Origin of the sequence: Ensifer canadensis (assembly GCF_017488845.2) — a bacterium.
GTDB lineage: Bacteria > Pseudomonadota > Alphaproteobacteria > Rhizobiales > Rhizobiaceae > Ensifer > Ensifer canadensis.
The window spans coordinates 1862678-1882797 of record NZ_CP083371.1 but is presented as its reverse complement, the minus strand read 5'-3'; the positions used below and the strand labels follow the sequence as shown (position 1 = coordinate 1882797).

The window sequence follows — 20120 nt, the reverse complement described above, 5'->3', positions numbered from 1 at the left end:
CCTGACCCGTCGTCGGGCGCCCCGGTGCCGCGGGTCTAGACGGCCAACTGGAGCGCCTGCCCGTCATTTTCCGCCGGAACGGCGCAGCAGATCAATGCTTCGCCTTGGCCGACCTCGAAGGACGGTTGCTGGGGATAGGCGACCTCGCCTTCCAGAACCCGCGTGCTGCAACTGCCGCAACTGCCGTTGCGGCAACCATATTCGGGCGAAAGGCCGCGGGCTTCGGCCAGCTCGAGCAGGGTACCTTCGCCCGGTTGCCAACGGGCTTCCTTGCCGGAGTCGGTAAAAATCACGCGGACCGACGTGTTGGCAGGCGGCTTCGACACCGTCGGCAATCCTGCGTCGAGGTTGCGGGTCAGCGACGACAGGCCGAATGTCTCCGCATGGATACGGGCGTCGGCGACGTTCAACGCACGCAGTCCGTCATAGAGCGATTGCATGAAAGCCCGCGGGCCGCAGAGATAGAAGTCGTAGTCGTCGAAGGGCAGGGTGGATTGCAGCAACGGGATGTCGATGCGCCCGGCTGTGTCGTAATCCTCGCCCTTGCGTGCGCCATCCGTTTGGCTGAACACGCGCGTCAGGCGGATTTTGCCTTGGCCGGCATCGACGAGGGAGGCGATCTCCTGGTTGAAGGCGCGTTCATCGAGACTGCGGGCGGATTGGAACAGCCATGTCGGGCGGATACGCCGGTTGCGTAGCCCGTCGTAGAGGATGTGGCGCAACATCGCGATCATCGGGGTGATGCCGACACCGGCGGCAAGCAGCACGGCCGGCCGGCGTTCGGTCGGGTCGATCACGAAACTGCCAGCCGGTGCGCGCGTCTCGATGACATCGCCGGGGCCGAGGCCATGGAGGAGGGAGGAGACGGTGCCGTCGCGCTTGACGCTGATGCGGTAGGCAGCGTCTGAGGGGGCGGCCGAAAGCGTGTAGCTTCGGACGATCGGCTTGCCTTCCGTCTTGAGCCGGATCGACAGATGCTGACCGGCCCGGAACGGTGCTAGACCCGCGTCATCGGCCGGTTCCAGGTAAAGCGAGCGGATGGTCGCACTCTCATCCTCTGTCCGCACGATCCGAAATGGCCGCCATTCTCCGGCGCGGGCAGTGGCGTGCAGGCGATCTTTCGTCTGCTGCCAATCGCCTGTCATCAGCGAATTGGGCGACCAGCCTGCTTGTTCGAAAGACCAGCGAAGCGGCGAACCATCAGGCCGATAGACCACTTGCCGCGGTCGAAAACGCCAAAGGCGTTCGGCGCCCTGGAATGCGTCGATTTCGGGCGAGGTGAGGATCACCTCAGCTTCACCTGTCATCTGCAGCATGTCACCGGTCGCAAAATCGACGAAGAGCAGGCCCGCCCTGGGGTTGAGCATGAAATTGCCCAGCGTGTTGAAGAACTTGTTGCCGGCGAAATCGGGGATCGTCAGCACGTCATCCTCGCCGACGCGGACAAAGCCGGTCTTGCCGCCGCGATGCGAGACGTCCACCTGGCGCAAGCCATTGTCGCGGTCGACATAGGAGGCGACGAAGAACGCATCGGCGTTGGTGATGATTTCTTTCGCGCGCGCATCGAGACCGTCGAGGTGAACGGGGCGCGCCTTTGGTGGAGCGTTCGGTTCCCGCGTGAATGAAAAATCCCGCAACTGGATATATTGCGGACAGTTGCCGAAGCTCTGGCCGACGGCGACAACAAAGCGATCGTCCGCTGTCCGTCGGATGGTGCCGTTCAACCGATTCCGGCGCCGCGTTTCCAACTGGATGCCGAGCACGGCAATGGCGGCGCCATCCTCCATGCCCCCGTCGGCCGGGTCGTTTCGGTCGCGTGGCAGCTGGACATTGAGGGCATGTGCGTCCGGCGCCTGCATGAAGCCCGGTTCACCCGCCCGCAGGCTTGCCCAGACATCGCCGGCGGGATCGACGGCTCCAAGCACGATGAAGGGCAACATCGGAAAAAACTGCTGGTGCTGCTCGGGCATGAAGGAACGAACGAAATTGCGGCCCGGCGCGTCCATGCGGTCGACAACGCCGAGGCTGCGTTGAATGGCAAGTTCGCCCTCATGCCAGGGGGACGCGGCGTGGGTCGGCTCGATCTTCTCCAGCATCGGTGGCTTCCTTTCTGATGAGAAAGGCCAGGGCGGAGCAGTCCGCCCTGGCAGGACAATCATGCGGCAAGGCCCGCTGCGGTTTTCTGGAAGCCGACGAAACCGGGCAGGGCTTCGATCCGCCCCAGCCAGTTGCGCACGTTGGCATAGTTGCCGAGGTCGACATTTCCTTCGGGCGCGCTGGAGACATAGCTGTAAAGCGCGACGTCGGCGATGGTCGGCCGGCTGCCCAAAAGGAAATCACGCTCAGTGAGTTCTGCGTCGAGCAGTTCCAGGATGCGATGCGCTCGGGAGATCACCTCTTCGGGGCGAAGGTTTGCGCCGAAGACTGTGACGAGCCGTGCGGCGGCCGGTCCGTAGGCGATCTCGCCGGCGGCGACCGAAAGCCATTTTTGCACTTTCGCCGCACCGACGGCGTCTTCCGGCAGCCAGTCGGTGCGACCGAGCTTCTTGGCGAGATAAACGAGGATGGCGTTGGAATCCGTCACGATGGTGCCGTCGTCGTCGAGCACAGGGACCTGACCGAAGGCGTTGAGCTTGAGGAAATCCGGCGCCTTGTGCGCCCTTGCCATCAGGTCGACATCGACGAGTTCGTGCGGCGCGCCAAGCAGAGCCAGAAAGAGCTGAGCGCGATGCGAGTGGCCCGAAAGCGGGTGGCGGTAGAGTTTCATGGTCATGTTCCCTTTGGTAGCGGCGTCCGTCGATCTGGAGCGTCGGCGGATGCATGATGCGGTCACTCGGCAGCGTCTGGCGATTGCGAAAGCCGGATCATTGCAGCTCGTTCGGCGCTTCCGGGCAGTTCGGAATGAACTGCCTTCTTCAGCAATCTATGCCCTTCCAGATTTTGGCTGTAGAGTGCCTTCGTGATAGATGGTCTCTCGATTATTGGAAGGCAGATGGATCGACTGGATGCAATGACCGTGCTTCTCGGTGTTATCGAGGGCGGGAGCCTGTCTGCCGCGTCGCGGCAGCTGCGCATGCCGCTGGCGACGGTCAGTCGCAAGGTTTCGGAGCTTGAAGCCCACCTCGGTGCGCAATTGCTGACCAGGACGAACCGCAGGATCCAGCTGACCGAGGCAGGGCGATCCTATGTCGAAGCGGCGCGGGAAATTCTTGCTCGGGTCGACGAGGCGGAGCGGGTAGCGGCCGGCGAATACTCGACGGTCAAGGGCGATCTGACGATGACGGCGCCGATCGTTTTCGGACGGCTGCACGTGTTGCCGGTCGTCGTCGATTTTCTGAAAGCCAACCCTGAGGTCAACATGCGCTTGTCGCTTGGCGACCGGCTCGTCAACCTCATCGACGATCACATCGATGTTGCGCTCAGGATCGGCAACCTGCCGGACAGCAACCTGATCGCCACTAAGCTCGGCACGATACGGCGTGTCGTCTATGGGAGCCCGAGCTATGTCGCCAGACATGGCCAGCCTGGCCATCCGCACGAACTTGCCGACCATGATTGCATCACGTTCGAAGGTTTGATGTCGAACCGCAGCTGGAGCTTTGCCGATGAGAGGGGCGAGATGGCCACGCCGATCCACTCACGCCTCGTGGTCAACACCGCGGAGGCTGCCGTCGACGCGGCGGTTGCCGGCCTCGGCCTGACGCGTGTTCTGTCCTATCAGGCGGCACGCGCCGTCGCCGATCGTTTGCTTGTGCCGTTGCTGGAACCCTTCGAACATCCGGCGCTGCCGGTTCAACTGGTCTATCTGCCGCAGGGTCTCGTGCCGATGAAACTCAGGGCATTCGTCGATTTCGCCGCGCTCCGGCTGAGAGCAGTGCTGAAATGACGACGGCCGCACCTTCCTTGCGGATCTTACGCTGATATCACGAGCTGATCTGCGGCGCCTCGCGGATGACGACGCCCCCTTCAGCGGTCACCGCTTGCGGGTCACGGGCCGGCCGAGGCTGATGCATCGCTTGTAGCGGTCGCGGCCGGTGGACGAGCGTGACCAGAACGAAGGACAGGATCATCAGCAGATACCAGGCGCCTAGCTTTTGCAGCGATACCGGTGTCCAGCCGGCGTGCTGCGAGGGATAGATCCAGGCGCGCGACCAGGTTCCGATATTTTCGGCAAACCAGATGAACAGAGCGATGAGCAGAAAACCGATGAGCAGCGGCATGCGGTGGCGGAACCGGAAGACACGGTAGTGCACATTCGTGCGCCAGAACAGGATCGCGATGATTGCAAACAGCAGATAACGCAGGTCGATGACGAAGTGGTGCGTGAAGAAATTGGCATAGATGGCGAGCGCCAGCAGCACCGTCGCAGAGCGGGGCGGATAATGGGTGTAATGCAGGTCGAGAATGCGGGTCACGCGCGCCAGGTAGGAACCGACGGCGGCATACATGAATCCTGAAAAGAGCGGCACGCCGCCGATGCGAAAGAAACTGGGCTCCGGATAGATCCAGGAACCGACGGACGTCTTGAAAATCTCCATGAGCGTACCGACGATATGGAAGATCAGGATAACCTTGGCTTCGGCAATGGTCTCGAGCTTAAAGGCCAGCATCAGAAGCTGAATGCCGAGTGCGGCGAGGAAAAGGAAATCATAGCGGGCAAAGCCGATTGCGTCCGGCCAGAACAGCTTGGTTGCAATCATGAGCGTCAGCATGGCGCCGCCGAAGAGGCATGCGAAAGCCTGCTTGATGCCGAAGACCAGCAGCTCCGTCAGGCCGCCAAGCAAGCCGCGGTCAGGAAGCCGGTCGAGCAACCGGTGGGCGGCCGCATCGATGCGCGCTTCGCGCGAGGTGAACCGTTTTTCGTCCGACAGCCGAGCCACGCGATTCGCCTCCTTGCCAGTGCCGATGGAGCGATGCCGAGGCAATGCGGTCGAATTGTGGATCAGTCGGAGCTGGACGGTTCCGGCTGATCCACACGCTTGTCTAGATCATTTCACTGTTTCACCGAAACAGTGAAATGATCTAACTCGTTGAAATAACGCAATTCCGGACGGAAAACCGTTTCACACTTTTCCTGGAATTGCTCTAGGCGCCGACGCATTGATCGCCGTGGCTTGAGAGCGCCTGCGCTATCGGAACAGGCTTGGCAGCCAGAGGGACAGGCCGGGGATGTAGGTGACGAGCATCAACACGGCGATGCTTGCGCCGAAGAACGGCCAGATGGTGCGCATCGCCTCGCGGATCGAAATGCCGCCGACGGCGCAGCCAACAAAGAGCACGGTGCCGACCGGCGGCGTGTTGAGGCCGATGCCGGCGTTGAGGATCATCACCACGCCGAAATGCACCGGGTCTATCCCGAACGCCTTGACGACAGGAAGAAGCACCGGTGTGCTGATGATCACCAGCGGCGCCATGTCCATGAACGTGCCAAGCAGCAGCAGAATGATGTTGATGAGCAAAAGCACGATAACAGGGTTGTCGGAGATCGCGCTGATCGCCGCGACCATTCCCTGCTGGACCTGCAGGAACGCCATCAGCCAGCCGAAGGAGGCGGCGGTGCCGATCACCAGCAGCACCATCGCGGTGGTGCGCACCGCCTGCAGCACCGCCTCGACGAAGCCGCTCCAATCGAGTTCGCGGTAGACGAGGATCGCAACGAGCAACGCATAGAACACGGCGATGCAAGAGCTTTCCGTTGCCGTGAAGATGCCGGAGCGCACGCCGCCGAAGATGATGCCGATCAGGAGCAGCCCTGGAAGCGAAGCCAGAAAGTAGAAGCCGAGGCGGCGCAGGCCAGGGAAGGGTTCCGACGGATATCCTTTCTTCCGCGCCACCACATAGGCTGTGACCATCAGGGCTGCAGCCAGAAGCAGACCGGGCAGGATACCGGCGGTAAAGAGATCGGCGACCGAGACGTTGCCGCCCGCTGCGATGGAATAGAGGATCATGTTGTGGGAGGGCGGGATCATCAATGCGATTATCGCCGCATTGACCGTGACGTTGACGGCGTAGCTGCGGTCATAGCCGCGCGCCGCCATCTGCGGGATCATCAACCCGCCGACGGCGGATGCGTCGGCGACGGCGGAGCCGGAAATGCCTCCGAACAGCGTCGAGGCGACGATATTGACCTGGCCTAGACCGCCGCGCAGATGCCCGACGATGCCGGCGGCAAAGCGGATCAGGCGGTCGGCGATGCCGCCGCGCACCATCAGGTCGCCGGCGAAGATGAAGAACGGGATCGCCATCATCGCAAAGACGTTCATGCCGGAGTTCATCTGCTGGAAGACGACGATCGGCGGCAGCCCCATGTAGATGACGGTGGCAAGCGACGCGATGCCAAGGCAAAAGGCGATCGGCATGCCGATCATCATCAGGAGCGTGAAGGTGCCGAAGAGAATGCTGTAGGCCACTATGCTGCCTCCTGAATGACGACATCGGCGACGGGCGCTTCGCCCAGCACAACGTCGGCAAGACGCTCCGCCGCAAACAGTGCGATCAGCAGGCCGCCTGCGATCATCGGGAAGAAATCGACGCCGCCCGGCCAGCCGAGCACGGGGATGGTCGCCGCCCAGGTGCCGGCGGCAAGCAGGGTCGAATAGAAGCTCATGGCCAGGCCAAAGAGCACGATCAGCGAAAGGCTGACGATATCCATCAGGCGCTGCGTCGCAGGCGATGCCGAATGGCGCACGAAATCGAGCCCGAGATGCACGCTCTCGCGCACGCCGACGGCCGCGCCGAGCAGGATGAACCAGGACATCAGATGCAGCGACAGGGGTTCCGACCAGCTGGGCGTGTCGTTGAGGACATAGCGGGCGAAGACCTGCCAGCCGACGATTGCCGTCATGGTGACGAGGCCGAGGCCTGAGATGTAAAGCGAGAGCCGGCTGAGCCGGGCTAGCACAGGCCTGACAGCCTGCAAGAAACGCCACATTGCCTTTATCCTCCGTTGGCTGCCGGCGAGTGGAGTGTCCAACCGATCGGGCCGGACACTCAGGCGTATCGGATGCCGCTAAAGCGCGTCGCGATCTCCAGGATTCGCTAAGCTCTTGATTTTTCGCATCTCGGCATCGCAAAACCGCTGCACACTTTTACGCAGCTTGCTCTAGTTGATGGCGCGGATCCGCTCGAGCAGGTCCTTCATCTGTGGGTCGGTGACGAAGCGATCGTAGACCGGCTTCATCGCCGCGGAGAATTCGGCCTTGTCGACGGTGATGACGTTGGCGCCGGCTGCACGAACCTTTTCCTCCGACGCCTTTTCCCGCGCCGTCCAGAGCTCACGCATCTTCACCACCGATTCCTTCGCCGATTCCTTCAGGACCTTCTGGTCGTCGGGCGAAAGCTTGTCCCAGCTCATCTTCGAGATCACCAGGATTTCCGGATTGAGGGAATGTTCGGTCAGAGTGTAGTTCTTGGCAACCTCGAAATGCCTGGAGGATTCGTAGGACGGCCAGTTGTTTTCCGCCGCATCGACGACACCGGTCTCAAGCGACGAATAGACCTCGCCGAAGGGCATCGGCGTGGCGTTCGCGCCGAACGCTTCCATCATTGCAATCCACAGGTCCGACTGCTGGACGCGAACCTTCATGCCCTTGAGATCGGCCAGCTTCTCGATCGGCTTCTTGGTGGAATAGAACGAGCGCGCGCCGGAATCGTAGAAGGCAAGTCCGATCAGGCCGTGCGGTTCGAAGGCGGCAAGCACTTCGTCGCCGATCGGCCCGTCGACGGTCTTGTGCATGTGCTCGGTCGAGCGGAACAGGAAGGGAAGCCCGAGCACGACGGTCTGCGGCACCAGGTTGTTGAAGGGTGCTGCATTGACGCGGTTCATGTCGATGACGCCGAAGCGCGTCTGCTCGATCGTGTCCTTTTCGCTACCAAGCGCTGCATTGTTGGTGACGTCGATCTTGATGCGGCCATTGGTGCGCTTGGCGACCAGTTCGCCCATGTATTTCACAGCCTCGACGGTCGGATAACCGTCCGGGTGGATGTCGGCCGAGCGCAGCGTGATTTCCTGCGCCTGCAGGGTGCCGGCGCTGAGGGCAACGCCCAGGGCCAGGCAAAGCGTTTTTGCGATGTTCATTTTGTCCTCCTCCTTCTTGTAGCGCCGAAGCCTCCTCGCTTCGGACGAATGCGGGTGGCTTCAGGCACCTCTGTCCGTGAATGGCTTCAAGCCAAAGAGCCGTTCAGGATTTTCGACGAGCACGCGATGACGGGCGCCGGCGTCCGGCAGCCAGCCCAGAACTGTGTCGGTCAGTTCGGCATCGTCGGGATAGTCGGCGTTGGTCTTTGCAAGGTTGTGTGGCCAGTTGCTGCCCCAGACCACGCGTTCGGGCGCATGCGCGACAACCGCGCGCGACAGTGCGGCGACGTCGGCAAAATCGGGACCGCCGGTCTTTGAGGATTCGTAGACACCGGCAAACTTGAACCAGCAGTTGCCGCCATCGATCAGCCGCTTGACCGCGGCGACTTCGGGTCCATCCGGTGCCGCGCCGGAGAAGAACTTGCCGTGATGGTCGAAAACCCAACGGGATTTCAGTTTCTGCAGTCTTGGTTCGTGCTGAAGGATGTTGCTGCCGTCGAACTGGATGGCGACCATCCAGCCGCGGGCTGCCGCCCGGTCATCCACAGCTTCGAGTTCGTCAAGGCCGACGGCGCCGCCGGGCAGATCCATGATCCTTGCGCCGATGACCCCTGCCGTAGATAGCGCGTCGAGCTCGCGCTCCGAGGTCTCCGCGCCGAAGGCGGCGACGCCGCGGGCCAAGGGTCCCATGGCTTTCAGGCAGGCAATCAGATTTGTATTGTCGCGCTGATGGGCATTGCCCTGCGTGATGATGACCCTGTCTATGCCGAGCCACCGCATGAGCTTTCTGTATTGGCCCGCATCGGGCAGGGCACCGGCGGGAAGTGCGGGCCCGCCAGCAAGGGCAGGAAAGCCGGGCAGATACATATGCAACTGGGTATCGACTGTGCCTCTTGGCAGCGCGATTTTTGGCGGGCGACCGGAGAGCGTTCTGACCAGCATCTCAATCATCCCTCATCCGAAACTCGGCAAGCGCATCGCGGTCGATTTCGATGCCAAGTCCCGGACCACCGGGGATTTTGACAACCCCCTGGTCATGCTCGATCGGCGTTTTGATCACCGCCTGCCGGAACGGATTTTCGGTGCGATCGAATTCGAGGATCGGCTCGATCGGATTGACGCGCACCGGGTTGGGCACCATCGCCGCCATGAACTGGAGGGCGGCAGCGATATGAACCGCCGTCCCCCAGACATGCGGGACGATGCGGACGCCATGGAGCGCTGCCATATCGGCGACGCGTCGCGCCTCGGTGAACCCACCAACGCCGGCAAGATCGGGCTGGAGAATGTCGACGGCGCGGGTTTCGACCGGCTCGCGCATCCCCCAGCGGCTATGCCAGGTTTCTCCGCCGGCGACCGGTATCGGTTGGCCGGCACGCACTTCACGATAGGCGCCGAGCTGTTCCGGCACCACCGGCTCCTCGAACCAGTCGATGTCCAAATCGGCAGCCTTGCGGCCAAACGCGAGCGCCTCAAGCACGTCGTAGCCATGATTGGCATCGACCATCAGCCGCATGTCTGTGCCGACCGCTTCGCGCACGGCACGGACGACAGCAAGATCCTCGCGCACGCCAAACCCGATCTTGATCTTGCTGGCATGAAAGCCCTCAGCGCGATAGCGGGCGACTTCGGCGGCGTTGTCCTCGACCCGGTCGATGCCGTCGCGCTTGAAGCTTCCCGTTGCATAGGCCTTGACCGTTTCGCGGAAGCGGCCTCCGAGAAGCGTGGAAACCGGCACGCCGAAATGTTTGCCCTTGATGTCCCAAAGCGCGATGTCGATGCCTGACAGCGCGGTCAGCGCCAGGCCGCGCTGGCCCTGGTCGCGCAGCGCGTTGTAGAGCCGCGCCCAGATCTTTTCGGTTTCAAGTGGATCGGCGCCCGTAAGCCAAGGGGTATAGGCGGCGACCACGGCGGCGTTGGGTCTTGCTGGGCCAAGGCATTCGCCCCAGCCGGTGGTGCCGTCGTCGCAGACGATCTCCACCAGCACATGGGCCCGCCGGTCGAAGCGCATCGACGCGCTCTCGAACGGCACCGCAAGGCGGTGTTCCAGCAGATGCGTGCGGACGGCTGTGATTTTCATCCTAGCGTTTCCAGGGCGCAATAAGCGTTGCGAGCATGTCTTCTTCCTGCGCCGTCAGGTCGTCGAGCGGCGGCCGCACGCGGCCCGCATCAAAACCCTGCAGCCGGACGCCGGCCTTGATCGCGGCGACGGCATAGCCCTTGCGGCGGTTGCGGATGGCCATGAAGGGGTAGAAGAAATCACGCAGGATCTCTTCGCAGCGTGCCCGATTGCCAGCGCGCAACGCCTTGTAGAACTCGACGGCGAGCCCCGGCACGAAATTGAAGACGGCGGACGAGTAGGTGGTGAAACCCGCTCCGAGATAGGCTTCGGCGAAGAGTTCGGCCGTTGGCATGCCGCCGAGATAGGTCAGCCGATCGCCCATGGTTGCGGTGATCTGGCGGATGAGGCCGATATCGCCCGTCCCATCCTTGAAGCCGATGAGGTTGGGGCATTCGTCGCACAGGCGCGTCAGCGTATCGACCGCCAGCACCGAGTTGTCGCGGTTATAGACCATGACGCCGATGCCGACCGATTGGCAGATCTGCTTCACATGGACGAAGAGCCCTTCCTGCGGCGCGTCGATCAGGTAATGCGGCAGAAGCAGGATGCCGTCCGCGCCGGATTTTTCGACGGCGCGCGCCAGTTCGACACCGATCTCGGTGCCGAAGCCGCATCCCGAAACAATGGCGGTTTTGCCGGCAGCTTCCTTCGCGGCGGCGACGATGCCGGGTATTTCCTTAGGCGAAAGCGAAAAGAACTCGCCGGTCCCGCCGGCGGCAAACAGCACCGGAGCATCGAAGCCGGACAGCCATTCGACATGGCGACGGTAGCTCTCGGGATGGAACTTTCGCTCGGCATCAAAATGCGTCACGGGGAATGACAACAGTCCGGCGCCAAGCGCGGCCTTGATCTCTTGCGGCGTCATGCTCGATTTCCTCTGCCTGCCTCCTCCGGCAGAGTTGTCGTACATGTACGGCGATATTGTGTCAATAAGTTATCGTACAGGTGCGCGTTGTTCGCGCAGCAGTGTCCGGTAGCGGGCCTGGCTGCCCCGCAGATGGCGTCGCATCGCCTCGCGCGCACCCTCTTCGTCGCCGTTGGATATGGCGACGACGATGTCATTGTGTTCGTTGTCGAGCATGGCGATATAGGCGGACTGATCCTGTTCGCTGTCGTCGTTGCGCAGTGCACCGCGCGGGATGACGTTTCTGCCGATCATCGCCAGGAACTCACGGAAGCGCGGATTGTTGGTGGCCTCGGCTATGGCGAGATGCAGGGCGAAGTCGGCTTCGACGCTGGAGACGCCGGCGTTGAGGCAGGCGCGGACCGCATCGTGTCTTTCGATGATCACCTCTTCCTGCGCCGGCGACCGTCGAAGCGCGGCAAGTCCTGCGGCTTCTACCTCGACGGCGGTTCGCAACTCCAGCAGTTCGATCATGGAGGATACGCGCGCCGGGTCGATATGATGCAGGGAAAGCGGTATGGGTCCGGCGGCGGGTGGGGGCTCGAGAACGAAGACACCCGCGCCCTGACGCGCCTCGACCAGCCGGTCTGCCCGAAGTGCGGCGATCGCCTCGCGCACGACCGTGCGGCTGACGCCGTGAGCCTCGGAGAGCTGCGCCTCGCTCGGCAACTTGCTGCCCGGCGGAAACTGACCCGCAGCGATCGCCCGCCGCAACGTGTCGCCGAGCCTCGACGTCAACGTGCCTGTTCCGGTGCCCGGCTCCAGCTTCGTTTGAACGCTCATCTCGTCTCCTTCTCGTGGTCGTTTGTCCGCCTGTCGGTACGTTTTGTCCAGCCTGTGTGCCACATCAATCGGGCTTGTGGCATCACATGTCCGATTTATTGACGCCCTCGCATCAACCTGTATGATGAGTTGCGCAGAAATGCAATGCATCGATCCCGGCGACAAGGCGCGCCGGTTACGGAGGACTGGACTTGAAGCGACTGTTGATGACAGGTGCGGCGGGAGCATTGGGTCGCGCCATGCGGGGGCGCTTGGCTCACCTGGCGGAGGTCGTGCGTCTTTCGGATATTGCCGATCTAGGCACGGCGGCACCGCATGAGGAGATCATGCCCTGCGATCTCGGCGACGCAGCCGCCGTGCATCGGCTGGTCGAGAGCTGCGACGCCATTCTTCACTTGGGTGGCATCTCGGTCGAGGACAAGTTCTCCAAGATCCTCAATGCAAACCTGCTGGGTCTCTACAATCTCTACGAGGCCGCACGGGCGCACGGTCAGCCGCGCATTCTTTTTGCCAGTTCCAACCATACTGTCGGCTTCTACCGGCAGGACGAGCACGTGGAGGCGGATGCGCCGATGCGCCCCGATGGCCTCTATGGCGTGTCGAAATGTTTCGGCGAGGCGTTGGCCCGGATGTATTTTGAGAAATTCGGCCAGGAGACGGCGCTTGTTCGGATCGGCAGCTGCATGGAAAAGCCGACCAACCACCGCATGCTGTCGACCTGGATGTCCTATGACGATTTTGCCGCGCTGATCGCTTGCGTGTTCCGCGCGCCGATGCTCGGATGCCCCATCCTCTGGGGCATCTCGGACAATGACAGCCGCTGGTGGGACAATTCGCACGCCGCCTATCTCGGCTGGCGACCTCGCGACAATGCCGAGCACTTCCGCGCCGAACTCGAACTCTCTCCCGGCCGGCCGGAGACCTCGTCGCCGCTTGCCGTCTATCAGGGCGGGATGTTCACGCAGGACCCGATTTTTACCGAAGACTAGCAGGTTGGGGATGGTAGCCTGACCTTTGCCATCGGCGACAGTGCGCCGTTGGATGCTGCGGCCGGCCGGCGTCCTAGAGCAATTCCACGAAAAGTGTGAAACGGTTTTCCGTCCGGAATTGCGCTATTTCAACGAGCTAGATCATTTCACTGTTTCGATGAAACAGTGAAGTGATCTAGCGCTCTGTGGAGAGGGGACGCACCTGCTTTACGTAGGTTCGCCCGACGCGGATTTCGCTTCCGTCCGACAGAAGCGCGATCAAGGCGGCGAAGGGCGCCTGCCGCAAGCCGACGATGCAATGGCGCCGAACGATCGAGCTTCGGTGGAGCCGGAGAAACTCAGCCGGGTCCAGCCGGCCTGCGAGTGAAGCCAGGCTCTCGTGGTGCAGGTAGGATTTGTTCTCGGTGTGGATGCGGACGTAGTCGCGCTCCGCCTGGAACCGCACCACGCGATCGAGCGCGATGCGAATGAACTCGCCTCTTGCCTTCACCCAGATATCGGCGACCTGCGCCTCCTGCTTGCGAAGCGCCTGCCGGAGCGCCCGCACGGTTTCGTTGAGTTCCAGCACGCGTTCGGCGCTTGTTAGTGCCGCAATCGCCATGCGGGCCCGATCAATCGCAGTTCGTAGACGATTGGGCTCGATCGGTTTGGTGACATAGTCGACCGCGGCGGCCTCGAAGGCGCGAAGGGCATAGTGATCGAAGGCGGTCACGAAAACGACGGCAGGTGCGTTGTTGCCCAACCGTTCCAAAATGTCGAAGCCGGTGCCGCCGGGCATCTGGATGTCGAGCAGGATCACGTCCGGCAAAAGTTCGGCGACGAGAACGCAGGCCTGCTGCACATTGCCGGCCGTCCCGACGATCTTGATCCCGGGCATGGCCCCGAGCAGGCGTATAAGCCGGCGACGCGCCAGGGGCTCGTCATCGATGACGAGGATCGACAGGGGCTCTATCTGGATTTCGTTCATGCGAGCCTCAGGGGCATTGTGATTGCTGCTCTGAAACGCTTGGGCGTTACAAGGCCGGATACACAGGCGCCGACGCCTGGAAAGCGCGCCTGCACCCGATCGGCGACATTCTTGAGACCGATCCCGGTGCCGGAAGACTGGCGTCGCCCGCCCCCGGTCTCCGGCGCGATATCGTTTTCGACGGCGATCTCGAGCGCATGGCCGACCTTGGCCGCGCTGATGACGATCTCAACCTGATCAGGAGAGCGGCCGACGCCGTGTTTCACGGCGTTCTCGATCAAGGGCTGCAGGATCAGACTTGGCACCAGAGCCTCTTCCAGGCCATTGGCGATGTCCATCCGCAGCTTCATCCGGTCGGAGTAACGCTCGCCTTCGATATGCAGATATCCGGTTTGCAGGGCGAGTTCATCCGCAAGCCGCACGTCGTGCAGCGGGTCGAGCTCCAACGTCGTGCGCAGAAAGTTCGAAAGCGACATCACCATGCGGGTCGCTGCAATGGTCTGCCCTTCCTCGATCAGGCCGGTGATGGAGTTCAGCGTATTGAACAGAAAGTGCGGATTGACCTGGTATCGGAGCGCACGCATTTGCGCGGCCAGTGCTTCCTCCCGCGAGATCGCCAGGCGCCGTTCGCGCTCACGCAGCTCGAAGCTGTAGAGCAGCGCGACGAAGAAGAACGACCACCCCACGAACGTCGCCATGCTGTAGACGAGCGTGTAACCGGTATTCGTCCAGTCGACCGTGATCGGGTCGGGACGCACGAATAAAACATAGAGCAGGAAGTCGATGCCGGTATTGGCAAAGGCGGCAATGAGAGAGGTGGAGAATCCAACGACGATCTTGGTGGCTATATGCCGGTGCCTGACCCGAAACATCGCCGCCGCGATACCGTAGGAAAGAACCATGCCACAGGACATCAGCAGCAATTTGCCGGGGGCAGACACGATCGGATCGGTTCCGAGTATGCCCCACAGGATACTGCTGATGAGAAATTCCACGAACCAATAGAGAAAACCGAGCCAGAGCGTCGTGCGCCGAACGCTGCCGATATAGGCGCTTTCGTCCGGCGATTTTGTTTCGTCCTTGGGTTTCATGCCATTTTTATCGTTCAACCGGCCGCCAATGTCGATTGCCGTTCGTCGGCGAAATCAAGCCGTTTGCAGAAAGTCCTGACCTTTCGGGCGCTGCTATTTGCCGCTTGCGGAATGCAAACCCCGTTGCTTTTGCCGGCCTGCCGCTCCGCGGAGGCCTTAGCGTCATGCCAGCCTCAAGGGCATGGTGATCGCCGCCCGAAAGCGGTGCGGTGCGACAAGACCGGAAATGAAGGCCCCCATCTCCGGAAATCGGGCCCTGATGCGGTCGGCGACATTCTTGAGGCCTGTACCCGTTCCCGGAGGCTTTTTGGTCGCGCATTGCGGTTCGATCGTCAGGTCGTTTTCGACGGAAAGCTCGAGGGTTTCACCGTGACGTGCCGCGCTGATCAGGATTTCGACCGCGCCGGCCGAACTGCCGACGCCGTGTTTCACCGCATTCTCGATCAGCGGCTGGAGAATGAGGCTCGGCACGAGCGCCTGCTCCAGGCCGGGTGCAATGTCGAGCTTCAGTCGCATGCGGTCCGAGAAGCGCTCGCCCTCGATGTTGAGATAGCCGATCTGCAGCGCCAGTTCGTCGGCGAGACAGACGTCTTGCATTGGGTCGAGTTCGAGCGTCGTGCGCAGGAAGGAGGAGAGCGAAAGCACCATGCGGCCCGCCGCCGTCGAAGCACCTTCCTCGATCAGCCCGGCGATCGAATTCAAGGTGTTGAACAGGAAGTGCGGGTTGACCTGGTAGCGCAGCGCCCGCATCTGCGCCGTTAACGCTTCTTCTCGCGTCAAGGCCAGGCGCCGTTCGCGTTCGCGCAACTCAAAATTGGAGAGAAGCGCAATGTAGAAGAAGGCCCATCCGTGGAACAGCGCCACGCAATAGATGACGGTATAGGCGACGTTGGTCCAGTTGACGTCGGCCGGATCGCCATGCGCGATAAGAAAGTGGCAAGCGAGGTCGACGCCGGCGTTGATCACTGCCGCGACGAGCGACAAGGCGGAGCCGACCAGGAGCTTGAAGAGAATGGAACGCTCCCTGCACCTGAAGAGCGTGGCTGCCATCGCATAGGACATCAGCGTGCCGTTCAACACCAGGATCAAGGTGATCGGCGCAACTTCTATTGGGTCATATCCGAGGACTGCCCATAGTACGCTGCTGATGACGCCCTGCATGAATTGATAGAGGAAGCCGTAGGAAAGCGTCGCACGGCGAACACCTGCGGTATACTGAGTCTCTTCCGGCGAAGCCGTGTCATTTCCTGGTGCCATGTGGGTTTATCCCTCAAGCGGAGATGGTTGTCGATTGCCGTTCGTCGGCGAAATCGAGCCGTTCGCAGAAAGCCCCAACCTTTGGGCGCTGCAATTTGCCGTTTGCAGAAAGCAGAATTCTCCCCTTTCCCTGGCTTGCTATAGCGCCCGATGACCCGCCGCCCCCTGGCTCGTATTCGCCTGGGGGTTGTGCGCTGACGAATGCAAATGAAAAGGGGCAGACATTGAATACCTGTGTGAAGGCGGACGTTTTGAGGATCAACCTTCTGAGCTCGACTGCGCTTGGACGCGCCGGTCTTGTCTCGATCATGCTGGCGGCCGTGCCGTTCGTCCCGTCGCCGGCGAAGGCGACCGGATTGCTCGTTCCAAACGACACGACCTGGACCACCGACCATACGATCAACGGCAATCTCGTGATCCGCGGCGGTCCCAGTGGCGCTACTCTGACGATCAAGGACGGCGCCTCCGTCGAAAGCAAGGGCGGCTACATCGCTGACGGCAAGGGCTCGGTCGGAACGGTCGTCGTCTCCGGTCCCGGCTCGACCTGGGATATCGTCGATCCAGATCCGCGCGGCTACCGCGTGCTTTTCATCGGGGGTTTCGAGGGCGGCATCTACGGCGGAAAGGGCACGCTGATCGTCGAGGATGGCGGCAAAGTCTCGGCGAAGGAGACCTACATCGGCGCCTTGCAGGAAGGCGACGGAACGCTCGTGGTGCGCGGTGCCGGATCCATGCTCAGCACCGATTTTCTGGGGGTGGCCTTCGGCGCGCTGACGCTCAACACTGGCGCGGTCAGGATCGAGGACGGTGGCGTCATCAACTCCAACAAGGCCATTTTCGAGAACGGCACGGTTCTGGTGAGCGGCGAGAATTCGCGCTGGATCAACGCCGGCGACTTTACGATCGGCGACAGCTTCACGATCGAGAAGGGCGCCGTGGTCTCGACCAACACCGCGACCCTCCGGGAGGATGAGAGCGTCGACACCATTCAAGTGTCTGTCGACGGCGCTGGCAGCGAGTTCAAGGTCAATGACAAGCTGACGATTGGCGAGGCCGGAGACGTCAGCCTTTCGGTCGCCAACGGCGCAAAGCTGTCAGCGGGCGGTGGTATCGTCCTTTCTGGCGTCGGTGGTGCGATCCGGGAAGGCATGGGCAGTCTTTCGATCGGCGGCAAGGTCGATATGGATCGTGTCGGCGGTCCGATCGCTCGGCAGGCGCAGGCGGCCGGCACGGTCGATCCCTCCTCGAAGATCGATTTCGGCCCAAGGAAGGGGCACGTCAATTTCAACCACACGAACACTGGCTATGAATTTGCCAACACGATCGGTGGCCAAGGGTCGATCAACAATTTCTCGGGCGAAACGGTCGTGAGCGGCGACCTGACGAAGTTCCACGGCAAGGTGAACGTCTCCGGCGGTAAGCTGGTTCTCAAGAGCAACCTCGACACAATCGATAACGACGCGGACACGGGCCCCTTGGACTACAGCACGACCCGGTTCGACGTGAAGGATGGAACCCTGATCGTCGATGGCGAAGCGGGAAGAGTGCAGACAACTTTTCTTGACGGAAAGACCTACACCAATTCCGTCGTCGTCTGGGGGGAAACGCTGAACCGCATTGGCAATCCGGCCTCGACGGCTTTCGGCCGCCTTGGCGGATCCGGCACTATTGGCACCACCGCGGTCGACAAGAGAGCGGTCATTGCACCGGGAAACAATTCGACCGGCACGCTGACGATCATGGGGCAACTGGAAATGAGCGACGGCTCGATCTACGAGGCCGACATCGCCGGCGACGGTCGCTCCGACAGGATCGCCGTCAAGGGCCTGCAGAACGGCGTGCGGGGCGATGGCGTCGCGACGATCGGCAATGGCGTCAATGTCGAGGTGACCGCGCTCGATGCCAATACCAGCTACCAGAACGGCCACACCTATACCATTCTGACCGCGGAAAACGGTGTCGACGGTCAGTTTGCCCAGGCGATTTCGAAGTCCGCCTTTCTCGATGTCACGCTGGAGCAGAAGGACAAGCAGGTCGATCTCAAGATCGCGATCAAGGATACGGGTACACCTAATCCTGGTAATCCCAATCCTGGCAACCCGAACCCCGGTAATCCAAATCCCGGCAACCCGAACCCGGGCAATCCCAATCCCGGCAACCCGAACCCTGGCAATCCCAACCCTGGAAACCCGAACCCGGGCACGCCGGGCACGTCGGCCAAGTTCGAACGCGTGGCCATCAGCGGCAATCAGAGGAACACGGCGCTCGCCCTCAACACGCTTGCGCAGAGCGGGCCATCGCTTGCGCTCTACAACATTCTCCTGAGGCTCGACGCCGCCAATGCGCGTGGTGCCTTCGACCGCCTGTCCGGCGAGGTTCATGCTTCGGCACAGACAGCGCTGATCAATGACAGCAGCTTGCTGCGCAACGCGGCGAACGACCGCATTCGCGACGCTTTCGGCGACGTTGCTGCTGCGAATGTCCCGGTTCTGGCCTACGGGCCGGAGGACAAGATCACGACCGGTGCAGTCGCCGCGATCGACGCGGTCGCCGTCCCGCCGCCGCCAATGGTCGGCTGGGGACAGGTTTTCGGCTCCTGGACCAACACCGATGGCAACGGCAATACCGGCCAACTCGATCAGTCGACGGGTGGCTTCATCACCGGCTTCGATGCGGCGGTCTCGGACAATGCGTTGGTTGGCATCATGGCCGGCTACAGCCGGACGAATTTCGACGTCGACAGCCGTGCTTCGAGCGGCGACAGCGACAACTACCATCTCGGCGTCTACGGTGGCGGCCGTTGGGGCGATGTCGCGTTGCGGTCCGGCCTTGCCTATACCTGGCATTCGATCGAGACGGAGAGAGCGGTCGTCTTCCCAGGTTTCCGGGACGCGTTGAAGGCCGACTATGATGCCGGCACATTCCAGGCGTTCGGCGAAGTCGGATACCGTATCGACCTGCCGAGCGTAGCGCTCGAGCCCTTCGCGAACCTCGCCTATGTCAGCCTTCACACCGACGGTTTCACTGAGAGTGGTGCTGCGGCGGCTCTGTCGAGCAGGAGCAACACGACCGATACGACCTTCACGACGCTCGGTCTTCGTGCGTCGGCCCCTCTCAGTCTGGGGGCCACCAATGCCAAGGTGCGCGGCATGCTTGGTTGGCAGCACGCCTTTGGCGATACGACGCCTTTCTCGACGATGGCTTTCGGCACGGGCAGTGCCTTCGCGGTTGCCGGTACGCCGATCGCCGAGGATGCGGCGATCATCGAGGCCGGCATTGATTTCGCGCTGACCGACACTGCGAGCCTCGGCATCACCTACACCGGCCAGTTCGGCTCAGGCACGACGCAGAATGCCGTCGATGCCAAGCTTGATGTGCGCTTCTGATGCGGCTTTTACGCTGGATCACCGCAACGTTGATGGCGACGATCGTCGCCACCAACCCGCTCTATGCGCAGGAGGCGCCGAAGGACGCGACGGCCCCCTCTTCGCTCGCCGAGACCTACGACGACTGGAGCGTCGCCTGCGCGGTGACAGACGGCAATCGCAGGTGTGTTCTTTCGCAGCGCCAGGTTCACCAGAGCGGACAGCGCGTGCTGACGCTGGAACTTGAACCGGTCGACGGCGCTGGCCTCCAGGGACAGCTCGCGCTGCCTTTCGGTCTCTACCTGGACAAGGGCGTCTCTCTTGGGGTCGATGATGCCACGGGTAGCAAACCCTCGCGGTTTCGAACCTGCATGCCGGTCGGATGCATCGTCGCGCTGACGTTCAATGAGGAGACGATCAAGCTGCTGCGTGGCGGCAAGGTGCTGAAGCTCGTCGCCTTTGCCAGCGACACCGAGAAGGAGGTCAGTTTCTCGATCTCGCTCAAGGGGTTTGCAACCGCGCTCGACCGCACCATTGCCTTGATGCAGAAGGCTTGAGGCGAGGC

Annotated in this window: 17 protein-coding genes; 4 read left to right on the top strand and 13 right to left on the bottom strand. The window is 62.0% G+C overall.

The features are described from left to right. Positions 1-35: 35 nt before the first annotated feature. Both J3R84_RS28325 and J3R84_RS28320 read right to left on the bottom strand, forming a co-directional pair. The gene (locus J3R84_RS28325; protein WP_203529052.1) at positions 36-2096 is read right to left on the bottom strand and encodes a 2Fe-2S iron-sulfur cluster-binding protein; all 2061 of its coding nucleotides are present in this window, start codon (positions 2094-2096) and stop codon (positions 36-38) included. Positions 2097-2155: 59 nt separating this feature from the next. Beyond that, entirely contained in the window at positions 2156-2767 is a 612-nt protein-coding gene (locus J3R84_RS28320) for a glutathione S-transferase family protein (RefSeq protein ID WP_025429913.1), read from the bottom strand. Positions 2768-2992: 225 nt separating this feature from the next. On the opposite strand from J3R84_RS28320, the gene J3R84_RS28315 reads away from it, so the two are divergent. Continuing rightward, positions 2993-3886: a LysR family transcriptional regulator gene (locus J3R84_RS28315; RefSeq protein WP_025429914.1), complete on the top strand. Its 894-nt coding sequence runs from the start codon at positions 2993-2995 to the stop codon at positions 3884-3886. Between the two features lie 37 nt (positions 3887-3923). Here the strand turns inward: J3R84_RS28315 and J3R84_RS28310 are convergent, their stop codons facing one another. From J3R84_RS28310 to J3R84_RS28275, 8 genes are all read right to left on the bottom strand, one after another. After that, positions 3924-4880, bottom strand: a complete 957-nt coding sequence (locus tag J3R84_RS28310) for a DUF817 domain-containing protein (RefSeq protein ID WP_063963241.1) — start codon at positions 4878-4880, stop codon at positions 3924-3926. A 249-nt stretch (positions 4881-5129) separates the two neighbouring features. Beyond that, entirely contained in the window at positions 5130-6410 is a 1281-nt protein-coding gene (locus J3R84_RS28305; protein WP_025429916.1) for a TRAP transporter large permease, read from the bottom strand. After that, on the bottom strand, positions 6410-6931 hold the full coding sequence (locus J3R84_RS28300; RefSeq protein ID WP_025429917.1) for a TRAP transporter small permease: 522 nt from the start codon (positions 6929-6931) through the stop codon (positions 6410-6412). The genes J3R84_RS28305 and J3R84_RS28300 overlap by 1 nt, the downstream gene beginning before the upstream one ends. 171 nt (positions 6932-7102) lie before the next feature. Continuing rightward, on the bottom strand, positions 7103-8077 hold the full coding sequence (locus J3R84_RS28295) for a TRAP transporter substrate-binding protein (protein ID WP_057206047.1): 975 nt from the start codon (positions 8075-8077) through the stop codon (positions 7103-7105). 60 nt (positions 8078-8137) lie between these two features. Further along, positions 8138-9019: an amidohydrolase family protein gene (locus tag J3R84_RS28290; RefSeq protein ID WP_025429919.1), complete on the bottom strand. Its 882-nt coding sequence runs from the start codon at positions 9017-9019 to the stop codon at positions 8138-8140. Position 9020: 1 nt separating this feature from the next. Further along, positions 9021-10157, bottom strand: coding sequence for a mandelate racemase/muconate lactonizing enzyme family protein (locus tag J3R84_RS28285; protein WP_113567236.1), 1137 nt, complete (start codon positions 10155-10157; stop codon positions 9021-9023). Between the two features lies 1 nt (position 10158). Further along, positions 10159-11064, bottom strand: a complete 906-nt coding sequence (kdgD, locus tag J3R84_RS28280) for a 5-dehydro-4-deoxyglucarate dehydratase (protein ID WP_057206051.1) — start codon at positions 11062-11064, stop codon at positions 10159-10161. 69 nt (positions 11065-11133) lie between these two features. Then, positions 11134-11886, bottom strand: coding sequence for a FadR/GntR family transcriptional regulator (locus J3R84_RS28275; protein WP_113567238.1), 753 nt, complete (start codon positions 11884-11886; stop codon positions 11134-11136). Between the two features lie 191 nt (positions 11887-12077). Between J3R84_RS28275 and J3R84_RS28270 the strand changes: the two genes are divergently transcribed. Continuing rightward, entirely contained in the window at positions 12078-12875 is a 798-nt protein-coding gene (locus tag J3R84_RS28270) for an NAD-dependent epimerase/dehydratase family protein (RefSeq protein WP_203529050.1), read from the top strand. Positions 12876-13050: 175 nt separating this feature from the next. On the opposite strand, the gene J3R84_RS28265 is transcribed toward J3R84_RS28270, so the two are convergent. From J3R84_RS28265 to J3R84_RS28255, 3 genes are all read right to left on the bottom strand, one after another. Further along, on the bottom strand, positions 13051-13842 hold the full coding sequence (locus J3R84_RS28265) for a LytR/AlgR family response regulator transcription factor (protein ID WP_207207670.1): 792 nt from the start codon (positions 13840-13842) through the stop codon (positions 13051-13053). After that, a complete protein-coding gene (locus J3R84_RS28260) occupies positions 13839-14933 on the bottom strand; it encodes a sensor histidine kinase (protein ID WP_057206062.1) in 1095 nt (364 codons plus the stop codon). Before J3R84_RS28260 ends, J3R84_RS28265 begins: the two co-directional genes overlap by 4 nt. Before the next feature lie 162 nt (positions 14934-15095). After that, on the bottom strand, positions 15096-16190 hold the full coding sequence (locus tag J3R84_RS28255; RefSeq protein ID WP_203529048.1) for a sensor histidine kinase: 1095 nt from the start codon (positions 16188-16190) through the stop codon (positions 15096-15098). Positions 16191-16414: 224 nt separating this feature from the next. Between J3R84_RS28255 and J3R84_RS28250 the strand changes: the two genes are divergently transcribed. Next, entirely contained in the window at positions 16415-19576 is a 3162-nt protein-coding gene (locus J3R84_RS28250; RefSeq protein WP_203529046.1) for an autotransporter domain-containing protein, read from the top strand. Beyond that, positions 19576-20112: an invasion associated locus B family protein gene (locus J3R84_RS28245; protein ID WP_057206068.1), complete on the top strand. Its 537-nt coding sequence runs from the start codon at positions 19576-19578 to the stop codon at positions 20110-20112. Before J3R84_RS28250 ends, J3R84_RS28245 begins: the two co-directional genes overlap by 1 nt. Positions 20113-20120: the final 8 nt, after the last annotated feature.